Below are 12545 nucleotides of genomic sequence, written 5' to 3' on the forward strand. Positions count from 1 at the left end.
GCTCAGCCGCGGCGTCGAGTCGCGCACCGACAAGCGCCCCATGATGAGCGACCTGCGCGAATCCGGCGCCATCGAGCAGGACGCCGACATCATCATGTTCATCTACCGCGACGAGTACTACACCAAGGAAGCCTGCAAGGAACCCGGCGTGGCCGAGGTCATCATCAGCAAGCAGCGCAACGGCCCGACCGGCACGGTGAAGCTGGCGTTCATCAACCGGATCACCAAGTTTGAGAGTCTGGCCAGCGGAGCAACTGGAGACTACTGAAGCCGCCTCACGCTGCAAGAGCGAATTTCCTCGCCGCCGCTGCGGTGGTGGGGGCTGATGCATCGAAATTCTCCTGAACTCGGGCAACCCGATTAAAACCCATGAAAACCAGCCGGCTTGAAGCCTTTAGCGATGGGGTGATCGCCATCATCATCACCATCATGGTGCTTGAGATGAAAGTCCCGCATGGTGCCGGGCTATCGGCGCTGGCGCCGCTGTGGCCGGTGTTCTTGAGCTACGCCCTGAGCTTTGTCTACATCGGTCTTTACTGGAACAACCATCACCACATGTTTCAATTGACGGAGTCCATCAACGGCGGCGTGCTGTGGGCGAACCTTCATCTGCTGTTCTGGCTGTCCCTGCTGCCTTTTGCCACCGGCTGGATGGGCGAGAACCATTTCGAGCGTTGGCCCACGGTGTTGTATGGCCTCAACTTGCTGTGCTGCGCGATCGCCTACTACCTGCTCCAGACCGTCATTGTCAGGCACCAGGGGCCGCAATCCCAACTGGCGACGGCACTGGGGCGCGACCTGAAGGGAAAAATCTCGCCCGTCCTGTATATCGCGGGCATCCTGGGCGCATGGCTTGTTTCTGCCTGGGTGGGTCTGGGCTTCTTTGTTTTTGTGGCCCTGATGTGGCTGGTGCCTGATCGGCGGCTGGAAAACAGGATTGCCGCGCTGTCACGGCGGTCAGGTCGATCTGGGACAGACTCCGTTTAATGTCTTAAGTGCTTCCAGCCCGGACCAATAGGGCGCACAAGGCTATTGATTTCATAGCATACGAGACGGAAATGGTCTGTCCGGGAATGGTCTGTCGGCGAGGCAACGCGGCAAGGCATCTCTTCCGCTATATATAACCTCGATGGGCCATTGATTCCGCCATCACCCCTTGCCGGATGTCGGCTTTTTCGCCGTGCACAATGACTCAGCCCCGTCCTACAGCCTCAGGGCGCCTTCAGCCCTAGACTCATAAACCCATGAAACCGTTCCTGTCCCGCCTCAAGCTATTTACGATGAATTTCGCGGCTGACATCGTTCGCCGTGTGCGCCACCCCACACGGCGCGGTGTGGCGTTGACGCTGGCTGCCTTGCCGGTGCTGGTGCTGCTGTATGTGCTGGTGCTGATTCCGTTCACGCCCAGCATCGTGGACATCAGCAAGGCCAAGTCGCAGCAACCGGCGCGCGTGCTGTCGGTTGATGGCAAGGAGCTGGCGGTGTTCCAGCGGGCCAATCGCAACTGGGTCAAGCTGGCGGACATTTCACCCAACGTGATTGCCGCCCTGATTTCGACCGAAGACCACCGTTTTTACGAGCACCATGGGGTTGACCTCAAGCGCACCGCCTCGGCCGTGCTGCACACCTTTGGCGGCGACACCCAGGGCGGCTCGACCATCACGCAGCAACTGGCCCGCAACCTCTACCCCGATCAGGTCGGCCGCGCGCAGACGCTGACGCGCAAGATCAAGGAGCTGATCACGGCGCTGAAGATCGAGTCGGTCTACACCAAGAACGAGATTCTGGAGACCTACCTCAACACCGTGCCTTTTCTCTACAACGCCTACGGCATCGAGATGGCGGCGCGCACCTACTTTGACAAGTCGGCCGACCAGCTCGATGTGCTCGAAAGCGCCACGCTGATCGGCATGCTCAAGGGCACCAGCTACTACAACCCGGTGATCAACCCGGACCGTGCGCTGCAGCGCCGCAACACCGTGCTGGGCCAGATGGTCAAGCACCAGAAGCTGGCGGCGGCAAAACTTGATGCGCTGAAGAAAAGGCCGCTCAAGGTGGACTTTGAGCGCCAGACCGAGCCGCTCGGCCCGGCGCCGCATTTCACGCAGTATTTGCGGCGCTGGCTGATTGAATGGGCCGACCGCAATGACTACAACATTTATGCCGATGGCCTGGTGGTGCGCACCACCATCGACTCGCGGTTGCAGCGGCTGGCCAACCAGGCGGTCAAGCATCAGGGCGACCGGCTGCAGGGCGTGGCCAGTGCCGAATGGAGCCCGCGCGCCTGGGCTGCCAAAAAAGAGCTGGTACGCACCTTTGTGCGTGACACGGCCGAATACAAGGCGGGGCGCGAGTCCGGCCTGAGCGACGAACTGGCGCAAAAGCAGCTGCAGGCCGACCCGGCCTTGATGCAGGCGCTGCGCCAGGACAAGACCCGCTTGCAGGCCGGATTTCTGGCGCTGGACCCGAGCAACGGCCATGTGATGGCCTGGGTCGGCAGCCGCGACTACAGCCAGGACCCGTTCGACCATGTGCAGCAGGCGCGCCGGCAACCCGGCTCGACCTTCAAGCCGTTTGTCTACGGCGCGGCGTTTGAGCAGGGCGCCCGGCCCACCGACGGTTTTGTGGATCAGGCGGTGGAAATTTCGATGGGCGGTGGCGCGGTCTGGCGCCCCACCGACGCCGGGCCGCCCAGCGGCCGCACCATGAGCCTGCGCGAGGGCCTGGTGTATTCCAAAAACACCATCACCGCCCAGGTCATGCAGACCGTCGGTCCGGCCAGGGTAGCCAAGCTGGCGCAGGCCATGGGCGTGCGGCAGAGCAAGCTCGAAGAGGTGCCGTCGCTGGCGCTGGGCACCAGCCCGGTGACGCTGAAGGAAATGGTCTCGGCCTACGGCACCATTGCCAACAGCGGCCGCTACATTGAGCCGATGCTGGTGACCCAGGTGGAAGACCGCAGCGGCAAGGTGCTGGAGGTGTTTCCGGGTGCGTTGGCAGAGCAGGCGATGTCGGCAACCAGCGCCCAGACGCTGCTGGATGTGATGCGCGGCGTGATCGACCGCGGCACCGGCGCCGGCATTCGCAGCAGCTACGGCATTCAGGCCGATGTGGCGGGCAAGACCGGCACCACGCAGGACAACACCGATGGCTGGTTCATCCTGATGCACCCGCAACTGGTGGCCGGCGCCTGGGTCGGCTTTAACGACAACCGGGTCACGCTGAGCGACTACTGGGGCCAGGGCGCGCACAGCGCGCTGCCCATCGTCGGCGAGTTCTTTCAGCAGTCGCTGCGCGCCCGCGTGGTCGACCCGCAGGCGCGCTTTGCGGCGCCCCGAGAGGGCGGCGGGGTTGACCCAACGCTGGGGCAGGAAAACGCCGCACTTAACGGCATGACGCCGCCCGCCAGCGAACCGCAGGCCGAAAACCCGGCCGAAACAGGCATCGTGGTGCTGCCCGAGGCCCCCAATCAGGCCATGCCGGTGCCGGTGCCGCAAGCTGAAATCTCCGTGCCCGGTCCGCAATTTTCCAGGCGCGTGGAGCCGCCCGATCCGGGTGCCATCTGGATACCCAGTGTCCCCAGCCGGGTCGAGCCCGGCGCTGGCGCTAGTCAGTAAACAGGCCTCAACCGCGTGGGCCACGGCGGGTAGTGGTCCTCGGGTTGGCCGTTCAGGCAGTCCTGATCACCGAAATAAACTCGGTGCCGCTTTCGGGCAGCCACACCTCGCCGGCCCGGCCCAGGATCTGCCGGATGTTGGCCGACGGTCGCGGCAGCGCGATCACCTCAAACTTTTCGCTGCCCGCATCAAAGCGCAGCATCGCGTTATGGCCCCATTCGGCGGCCCAGACCATGTCCCTGTTATCCACATAGACCGCGTACACCTGCGGTGCGGCGCCGGGCGCTTTCCAGCTGCGCCAGCTGCTGGCGCCGCTGCCCAGCGCCGGGTCGTGCACCGACAGATTGCCGCTGTTCCATTCGGCCACCCAGATGCGGCCCCGGCTGTCTGACCAGACGCGGCGCGCGCCCTGGCGCGGCGTGGGCGGCTCCACGACGCGCGACTCGCCAGTTTTGCGGTCAATCTGTGCAATGAAATTGCTGGCCAGCGAGCACCACCAGATATCGCCCCTGGGCGTGGCGCAGATGCCGTAGGGCCCGGGCCCGCGCGGTGAGTCCTTGACACTGACCGCACCGCTGCGCACCGCCACCTTGCCCACATAGCCGCTTTGCCCGGTAAACCACAGGTCGCCGTCACCGTCAAAGGCGCAGGTGTTGAGGTTGGCGTAGGGCGTGCCGGCGGGCAGGGGGAAGCGCTTGACCTCGCGCCCCGGCCAGCTGACGCGGACCATCGCGTTTTGCCCGCCGTCGGTCAGCCAGGCCGCGCCGTCGGGCCCGGCAATCACGCCATGCGGCGACGAGCCATTGCCGAGGGGAACCAGTTCCGACTTGCCGCTGCGCGGGTCAAACCAGCCCAGGTGCCCGCTGCGCTGCGCCGAAAACCAGACGCCGCCGTCGGGCGCGGGCGCCAGGTCGTGAATGCCGGTGGCGCGCGGCGTGTTGAGCGGCCAGGACTGCAATCGCGGAGCGGGCGCCTGCGCCTGCCCAACGCGGGGAAGGCACAGCGCGACGGGCAGCGCCAGCAGGGCGCTGCGCCGACTGAGCTGAAACGGATGGGTCTGCATCGCACTACCTCCTGCGCGTTCGGGTTAAGCCTGGCCAGCCATTCTGGCGGCAAGGCATGGCGCAACGCAAGGGCCTGGGTCGTCCAAGGAAACAAGGCGGCGTGGCGGCCGCCTTTTCAGGTCGTCAAGCAGGGGTTTTGGTGGAGCAGGTATTGCAGCCCTGGCGAACCCGGGGCTCTGCATGATCCCGCTCAAACCGGATGCAGTTGGCGCCCGCAGCCAGGCAGCGCTGGCGGGCACCAATTATGCTATCTAATTAATAGCAAACTGCCAGCGTATTACCTGGGCTGGGGGCCGATTTGACCCCTGAAATGCTGCGCTGGAGGTCCCAAACCGAGAAACCGGTCAGCAGCGGGAAAACCAGCCCGGCGCCTCACATCAGCGCCGCCAGCCGCGTGCCCTGGTCGATCGCGCGCTTGGCGTCGAGTTCGGTGGCCTCGTCGGCGCCGCCTATCAGGTGGGTCTTGATGCCGGCCGCGCGCAGCGGCTCCAGCAGCTCACGCAGCGGCTCCTGGCCGGCGCACAGCACGATGTTGTCGACTTCGAGCAGCGTGCCGTTCTGGCGCTTTTCGCCAAAGGTGATGAACAGGCCCAGGCCCGCGCCTTCCCCATTCATCACGCCAATGCGTTCATAGTTCACGCCCGACAGCATCTCGACGTTTTTCATCTTCAGCGCGGCGCGGTGGATCCAGCCGGTGGTCTTGCCCAGGCCCTTGCCCAGCTTGCCGGGCTTGCGCTGCAGCAGCGTGACCTGGCGCACCGGCGGGCTGATTTGTGGCCGCACCACGCCGCCGCGCACGGTGCCGGGGTCGGCCACGCCCCATTCGGCCAGCCAGGCGGGCAGATCGAGCGCGCTGGAGTGTCCCGGCGCCGTGACCAGAAACTCCGCCACGTCAAAGCCAATGCCGCCCGCGCCAATCAGCGCCACGCGCTGGCCCACCGGCTGGCGGCCCAGCAGCACGTCGATGTAGCTCAGCACCCTGGGGTGGTCCTGGCCGGGGATGCGCGGGTTGCGCGGCGTCACGCCGGTGGCCAGGATCACTTCGTCGAATCGATCGGCGATCAGCTCGGCCGCGCTGACGCGGGTGTTCAGCTGCAGCGTGACGCCGGTGCGTGTGATGCGCTGGCCGAAGTAGCGCAGGGTTTCCTCGAACTCTTCCTTGCCGGGCACGCGCTTGGCCAGGTTGAACTGGCCGCCGATCTGGTCGGCGGCGTCATACAGGTGAACTGCATGGCCGCGCTCGGCCAGCGTGGTGGCGGCGGCCAGGCCCGCCGGGCCGGCGCCAATTACCGCGACGCGTTTTTTGGCCGGCGCCCTGCGGATGACGAGTTCGGTTTCATGCACCGCGCGCGGGTTGACGAGGCAGCTGGCCAGCCTGGCCTTGAAGGCATGGTCCAGGCAGGCCTGGTTGCAGGCGATGCAGGTGTTGATTTCAACGCTGCGGCCCTGCGCGGCCTTGTTGACAAATTCGGGGTCGGCCAGAAAGGGCCGGGCCATGCTGACCATGTCGGCGCTGCCGTCGGCCAGCACCTGTTCGGCCACCTCGGGCGTGTTGAGGCGGTTGCTGGTGATCAGCGGAATCATCACGCCGGCCGCGCGCAACTCGGTGCGCAGTTTCTTCGTCACCCAAGTGAAGGCGCCGCGCGGCACCGAGGTGGCAATCGTCGGTACGCGCGCCTCGTGCCAGCCGATGCCGCTGTTGATGAGGGTTGCGCCAGCGGCTTGCACGGCCTTGGACAGTTGCACCACTTCGTCCCAGCTGCTGCCGTCCGGAATCAGGTCGATGATGGACAGGCGATAGATGATGATGAAATCGGGCCCGACGGCTTCGCGCGTGCGCCGCACAATTTCGGTGGCCAGGCGCATGCGGTTGGCGTAGGGGCCGCCCCATTCGTCCGTGCGCTGGTTGGTGTGCGTGACCAGAAACTGGTTGATGAAATAGCCTTCGCTGCCCATGATCTCGACGCCGTCGAAACCGGCGTCGCGCGCCAGCTGCGCGCAGCGGATGAAGGCGCGGATTTGCCGCTCAATGCCTGCGGCGCTCAGCGCGTGCGGGGTAAACGGCGAAATCGGGCTCTGGATGCGCGAGGGCGCCACGCACAGCGGGTGGTAGCCGTAGCGGCCGGTGTGCAAGATCTGCAGCGCAATCTTGCCGCCCTCGGCGTGCACCGCGTCGGTCACCTGCTTGTGGCGCCGCGCCGCGCCCGATGACGCGAGCATGCCGGCAAAGGGCTTGGTCCAGCCCGCCATGTTGGGCGCAAAGCCGCCGGTCACCATCAGGCCGACGCCGCCGCGCGCCCGCTCGGCAAAGTAGGCCGCCATGGCCGGAAAGTGCTTGCGTCCGTCTTCCAGGCCGGTGTGCATGCTGCCCATCAGCACCCGGTTTTTCAGGGTGGTGAAGCCCAGGTCCAGCGGGGCCAGCAGGTGCGGGAATGGCGAGGAAGGTGAGGGCGATAGGGCGGCAGGCGTAGGCAAGGGCGGGTCTCCGGGGCAAAACTGCCTGCATGGTAGTCGCTGGCGTGCGCCGCCCGGCCGCGCGCCCCGCACTCTAGGGGGCAGGCTCTACCGGGGCTGCGGGCAAACCCTGAAAGCGCCGCAAGGGCTGTGATTGCTATTAATTAAATAGCAGTATGTGCACGTTCTATATGAGCTAGAGGCTGTTTTTGATCGCCAGTGCGGCTTCGGTCACCAGTTCCGGGCCCTTGTAGATCAGGCCGGTGTAAATCTGCACCACGTCGGCTCCCGCCCTGATCTTGGACACCGCATCGGCCCCGCTCATCACCCCGCCCACGCCAATGATGGGAAAGCCCTGGCCCAGTGCCGCGCGCAACTGGGCTATGACCTGATTGCTGGCGGCCAGCACCGGCGCGCCGCTCAGGCCGCCGGCTTCGTCTGCGTGGCGCATGCCCTTGACCGCATCGCGGCTCAGCGTGGTGTTGGTGGCGACCACCCCGTCCATGGCGTGGCGCTTGAGCGTCGCGGCAATCACCTCGATCTGGGCCTCGTCGAGGTCGGGCGCGATCTTGACAAAAATCGGCACGCGTTTGCCGTGTGGGCTGGCCAGCGTTTCGCGGCGCTCGGCAATGCGGCCCAGCAGCGCGTCCAGCGCTTCGTCGCTTTGCAGGGCGCGCAGGTTTTTGGTGTTGGGGCTGGAGATGTTGACGGTGACGTAGTCGGCATGCGGGTAAACGCCGTCGAGGCAGACCAGATAGTCGTCGACCGCGTTTTCAATCGGCGTGGCGGCGTTCTTGCCGATGTTCAGGCCCAGCAGCAGCGGGTTGCCGGTGTTTTTCTGGCGCACGGCCGACTTTTTGACATTCGCCAGAAAGGCCTCCAGCCCGTCGTTGTTAAAGCCCAGCCGGTTGATCAGTGCGTTGGCTTGCGTCAGGCGAAACATGCGCGGCTTGGGGTTGCCGGGCTGGCCCTTGGGCGTGACGGTGCCGACTTCGACAAAGCCAAAGCCCATGGCGGCCAGGCCGTCGATGCAGCGGGCGTTTTTGTCGAGCCCGGCGGCCAGGCCGATGCGGTTGGCAAACTTCAGGCCGGCCAGCTCGATCGGGTCGCGCACGCGGTTGGCGCAGTAGGCCAGCGACAAGGGCGTTCCCTGGGTGCGCGCCAGCGAGGCCATCGTCAGTTCGTGGGCGGTTTCGGGGTCGAGCCCAAATAAAACCGGGCGGGCCAGGGCATAGGGGAGCAGGGACATTGGATAATTTGCCGGGTGCGATAAAAAGACCTGCATTGTCGCAAAACCGATTCACTCCCCAACTCACACAGCCCTCACATGACCCAAGACGAACTCAAAACCCTGGTCGGCCAGGCCGCCCTGCAGTACGTAAAGCCCGGCACCATCGTCGGTGTCGGCACCGGCTCCACCGTCAACAAATTCATCGATGCGCTGGCCAGCATGAAAGACCAGATCGCCGGCGCCGTGTCCAGCTCGGTGGCGTCCACCGAACGGCTGCAGGCGCTGGGCATTAAGGTGTTTGACGCGACCGAGGTGGACGAGCTGGCGGTCTACATCGACGGAGCCGACGAGATCGATCATGCGGGCAACATGGTCAAGGGCGGCGGCGCGGCCCTGACGCGCGAAAAGATCGTGGCGGCGCAGTCGCGCCAGTTTGTCTGCATTGCCGATGAATCCAAGCTGGTGCAGACGCTCGGCGGCTTTGCGCTGCCGGTCGAGGTGATTCCGATGGCGGCCAGGCGCATTGCGCGCCAGTTTGCGGCCATGGGCGGCGCCGCGACCCTGCGGCTCAAAGACGGTGCGCCCCTGGTGACCGACAACGGCCAGCAGATTCTGGACGTTACCGGGCTGAAGATCACCGACCCGCTGGCGTTTGAAACCCTGGTGAGCCAGTGGCCGGGCGTGGTGACGGTGGGCGTGTTTGCTTTCCAGAAGGCCAGCGTCTGCCTGCTGGGCGCACCGGGCGGCGTGAAAACGCTGGTGTTCTGAGTCGAAAAAACCGGACCGGTTTTAGAACTTGATGCCGGCCGGGTTCTCGTTGGGCTGGGCAGCGGGGCGGGCGGGCGGCGTGGCGTTGCCGGCCGTGACGCCGGGTGCCGACGCTGCGGCGGCGGGTGGCGCCGTCACCGCCACCAGCGGCGTCGCGGCCGGGCGGCGGTAGCTGGCGGGCAGCACCGATGTGGCCGGATAACCGGCGGCGTTCAAAAACTGCGTCCATTCGGCATCCGAAAAGCCCTTGAGCTGCTGGCTGCCTATGGTCAAAAAGGGCAGCGAGGAGTCGCCGCTCAGGCGCTGCAGGGCCAGGACGTCCTCATTGGTGCTGATGGTTTTTTCGGTAAACGGAATGCCGCGACTGGTGAGCATGGAGCGTCCCGCACCGCAGGGGTTGCAGTTGTCCCCAGCGTAGAGCGTGACCGGGTACTTGCCGGCCACCTGGCGCAGCTCGAATGGCAAGCCGGCGGAGGCCAAAACCTCGCCCGTGGCGGCCTTGCGCGTGCTGACCTTGCCGCCGCTGGCGGCCGGCGGCGGCTGGTCAGAAAAGGTGACCTTGCCGTCTGGCCCGACGATGCGGTAGACCTGCTGGGCCTGCGCCAGCGGCGAGAAAAAACTGCCGGCCACGGTAATCACAGCGGCCAGGGCCAAAAATTTCACAGCGTTTGATTTCATCGGTTTCCAGTCAGTCTTGATTACAAGGTCACGCACCATGTTGAACGCAGCCGGGCCAACGCTGGTTGTCAGGCCATGCCCTGATGGCGCAGCAGCGCATCAATCGAAGGCTCGCGGCCGCGGAAGGCCTTGAATGACTCCATCGCCGGACGGCTGCCACCGGCTTCCAGAATGGCCTGGCGGTATTTTCTGCCGGTTTCCACGGTCACCGTGGTCTTGCCGGGCTCGCCATCCAGGCCTTGCGGGTCTTGGGCCGCGGCAGCGGTTTCTTCGAACGCCGCATATGCATCGGCCGACAGCACTTCGGCCCATTTGTAGCTGTAGTAGCCGGCCGCATAGCCGCCCGAGAAGATATGGCTGAAGGTGTGCGCGGTGCGGCTGTAGGCTGGTGAGGGAATCACGGCGACTTCCTTGCGTACCTCGTTGAGCAGGCCCATCAGGTCGTCCGCCGGTTGGTGCGCGGTGTGCAGCAGCATGTCGAACAGCGAAAACTCGACCTGGCGCAGCGTCTGCATGCCGCTCTGGAAGTTTTTGGCGGCCAGCATCTTGTCAAACAGCGCGCGCGGCAGCGGCTCGCCGGTCTCGACATGGGCCGTCATGTGCTTGAGCACGTCCCACTCCCAGCAGAAGTTTTCCATGAACTGGCTCGGCAACTCGACCGCATCCCACTCGACGCCGCTGATGCCCGAGACATCGCGCTCGTTGACCTGGGTCAGCATGTGGTGCAGGCCGTGGCCGAACTCGTGGAACAGGGTGGTCACGTCGTCGTGCGTCAGCAGGGCCGGCTTGCCGCCCACGCCATCGGCGAAATTGCAGACCAGGTGCGCCACCGGCGTTTGCAGCCTGCCGGTGTCGGGGCGCAGCCAGCGCGCGCGCACATCGTCCATCCAGGCGCCGCCACGCTTGCCGGTGCGGGCCGGCTGGTCGAGGTAAAACTGGCCGACCAGGCGACCCTCGCGTTCAATGCGGTAAAACGCCACGCCGGGCTTCCAGACCGGGGCCGTGTCCTGGCGAATGGCGACCTCGAACAGGGTTTCGACAATCTTGAACAAACCCGCCAGCACCTTGGGCGCGGTGAAATACTGCTTGACTTCCTGCTCACTGAAGGCGTAGCGCGCTTCCTTGAGCTTTTCGCCAACGTAGGCGTAGTCCCAGGGTTGCGGGTCGGTTTGGCCCATCTTTTCGGCCGCAAAGGTGCGCAAATCGGCCACGTCTTTCAGGGCATAGGGGCGGGCGCGCTGGGCCAGGTCGCGCAAAAAAGCGATGACTTCTTCGGGGGACTGGGCCATTTTGGCCACCACCGACACTTCGCCGAAGTTGCTGTAACCGAGCAGCTGCGCCTCTTCAAGTCGCAGCGCCAGAATTTCGCGCATCACCGCGCTGTTGTCGAACTGGCTGAACTCGGCCGGGGCCTGGTCGCTGGCGCGGGTGGTGTAAGCCTTGTAAAGAATTTCCCGCAGCGCGGAGCTGGCGGCAAACTGCATCACCGGCAGGTAGCTCGGCATTTTCAGGGTCAGCTTGTAGCCCGGCTGGCCGTCGGCCTCGGCCTGGGCGCGGGCGGTCTCAATCACATCGGCCGGCACGCCAGCCAGTTCGCCTTCCTGCGCGTAGTAGGCAAAGGCGTCGGTGGCATCAAGCGCGTTTTCGCTGAACTTCTGGCTCAGTTCGGCCTGCCGTTCCTGGATTCTGGCGAAGCGTTCCTTGGCCGCGCCCGTCAGTTCGGCGCCTGACAGCACAAAGTTGCGGATGGCGTTTTTGTGGGCCTGGCGCTGCTCGGTGTTCAGGCTCGCCACGTCAATCGCCTTGTACTTGGCATACAGGCGCTCATCGGCACCCAGACGGGTCCAGAACTCGGTCACCTTGGGCAAGGCGGCGTTGTAGGCGGCGCGCAACTCGGGGGTGTCGGCCACGCTGTTCAGGTGGCTCACCGCGCCCCAGGCCCGGCCCAGGTGTTCGGTCGCCACGTCGAGCACGCCGGCAATATCGCCCCAGCGCGCCGGAAAATCGGCGGCCGTGACCTGCTCCAGCGCGGCATCGGCTTTCACCAGCAGCGCATCGATGGCCGGGCTGACATGCCCGGGCAGGATGCGGTCAAACAGCGGGAGGTCAGAAAAGTCGAGGAGTGGATTGGTCATGACGTTTAGCTGTGGGCGGGTGGGGTAAATCTAAAGAGCCCATGAATGGGCGGCATCAAACCATCTGCCAGCGCGCAAAGAAGACAAGCTCAGTCCTGCGAGCGCTTCTTGAGGCTTCTGAGCTGGGGCTTCTTGGCGCGTTTGACGGTGCCGCCCGGCGTCAGGCGCTGGTTGCCGAGCACGCGCAAGACCTTGACCTCGGGCCGCTGGCCGTAACGCGAGCTGTTTTTCAGCACTTTCACGTCGCGCGGGCCGGGCATGCGGTCTTCGTTGACCTTTTTTTCTTTTTCCGGCATCGGGCGCCACAGCACCAGCAGCTTGCCGATGTGCTGGATGGGCGCGGCGTTGAGCTCGTCGGCCAGGGTCTGGAAGATGGCTTCGCGGCCGGCCCTGTCGTCCGACTGGACGCGGACCTTGATCAGGGCGTGGGCGTTGAGCGCCGCATCGGTTTCTTTCTTGACGGCATCCGTCAAGCCGTCAGAGCCAATCATCACCACGGCATTGAGGTGGTGGGCATTGGCGCGGTGGTCTTTGCGCTGGGCGGGGGTAAGTTGTATTTGAGCCATGGCTTAATTATCGGTGCAGTCCACAAGTGGACAAT

General features: G+C 65.0%; 10 protein-coding genes. 4 read left to right on the forward strand and 6 right to left on the reverse strand.

The annotated features are described in order from the left end of the window. From RMO23_RS00315 to RMO23_RS00325, 3 genes are all read left to right on the forward strand, one after another. Nucleotides 1–268 (forward strand): DnaB-like helicase C-terminal domain-containing protein (locus tag RMO23_RS00315; RefSeq protein WP_309677956.1); only part of this gene is annotated, 268 nt, incomplete at its 5' end. Between the two features lie 101 nt (nucleotides 269–369). Beyond that, nucleotides 370–987, forward strand: coding sequence for a TMEM175 family protein (locus RMO23_RS00320; protein ID WP_309677958.1), 618 nt, complete (start codon nucleotides 370–372; stop codon nucleotides 985–987). 293 nt (nucleotides 988–1280) lie between these two features. Further along, nucleotides 1281–3614, forward strand: coding sequence for a transglycosylase domain-containing protein (locus RMO23_RS00325; protein ID WP_309677994.1), 2334 nt, complete (start codon nucleotides 1281–1283; stop codon nucleotides 3612–3614). A 52-nt stretch (nucleotides 3615–3666) separates the two neighbouring features. Here the strand turns inward: RMO23_RS00325 and RMO23_RS00330 are convergent, their stop codons facing one another. The 3 genes from RMO23_RS00330 to RMO23_RS00340 form a co-directional block, all read right to left on the reverse strand. Further along, nucleotides 3667–4677 carry a lyase gene (locus tag RMO23_RS00330; RefSeq protein ID WP_309677960.1) on the reverse strand — a complete coding sequence of 337 codons (1011 nt, stop codon included), beginning with the start codon at nucleotides 4675–4677 and terminating at the stop codon, nucleotides 3667–3669. A 373-nt stretch (nucleotides 4678–5050) separates the two neighbouring features. Then, a complete protein-coding gene (locus RMO23_RS00335) occupies nucleotides 5051–7153 on the reverse strand; it encodes an NADPH-dependent 2,4-dienoyl-CoA reductase (RefSeq protein ID WP_309677962.1) in 2103 nt (700 codons plus the stop codon). Between the two features lie 175 nt (nucleotides 7154–7328). Further along, nucleotides 7329–8381, reverse strand: coding sequence for a quinone-dependent dihydroorotate dehydrogenase (locus RMO23_RS00340; RefSeq protein ID WP_309677964.1), 1053 nt, complete (start codon nucleotides 8379–8381; stop codon nucleotides 7329–7331). A gap of 78 nt (nucleotides 8382–8459) precedes the next feature. On the opposite strand from RMO23_RS00340, the gene rpiA reads away from it, so the two are divergent. Beyond that, the gene (gene rpiA / locus RMO23_RS00345) at nucleotides 8460–9131 is read left to right on the forward strand and encodes a ribose-5-phosphate isomerase RpiA (protein ID WP_309677966.1); all 672 of its coding nucleotides are present in this window, start codon (nucleotides 8460–8462) and stop codon (nucleotides 9129–9131) included. Nucleotides 9132–9152: 21 nt separating this feature from the next. Here rpiA and RMO23_RS00350 read toward each other — a convergent pair whose 3' ends face one another. The 3 genes from RMO23_RS00350 to RMO23_RS00360 all read right to left on the reverse strand — a co-directional run bounded on the left by RMO23_RS00350 (nucleotide 9153) and on the right by RMO23_RS00360 (nucleotide 12510). Then, nucleotides 9153–9809: a glutaredoxin family protein gene (locus RMO23_RS00350; RefSeq protein WP_309677968.1), complete on the reverse strand. Its 657-nt coding sequence runs from the start codon at nucleotides 9807–9809 to the stop codon at nucleotides 9153–9155. A 68-nt stretch (nucleotides 9810–9877) separates the two neighbouring features. Continuing rightward, nucleotides 9878–11944 carry a M3 family metallopeptidase gene (locus RMO23_RS00355; protein ID WP_309677969.1) on the reverse strand — a complete coding sequence of 689 codons (2067 nt, stop codon included), beginning with the start codon at nucleotides 11942–11944 and terminating at the stop codon, nucleotides 9878–9880. Nucleotides 11945–12033: 89 nt separating this feature from the next. Then, nucleotides 12034–12510: a YhbY family RNA-binding protein gene (locus RMO23_RS00360; RefSeq protein ID WP_309677971.1), complete on the reverse strand. Its 477-nt coding sequence runs from the start codon at nucleotides 12508–12510 to the stop codon at nucleotides 12034–12036. Between the last annotated feature and the right edge of the window lie 35 nt (nucleotides 12511–12545).

Source organism: Polaromonas sp. (genome assembly GCF_031411155.1).
Classification (GTDB): domain Bacteria; phylum Pseudomonadota; class Gammaproteobacteria; order Burkholderiales; family Burkholderiaceae_C; genus Polaromonas.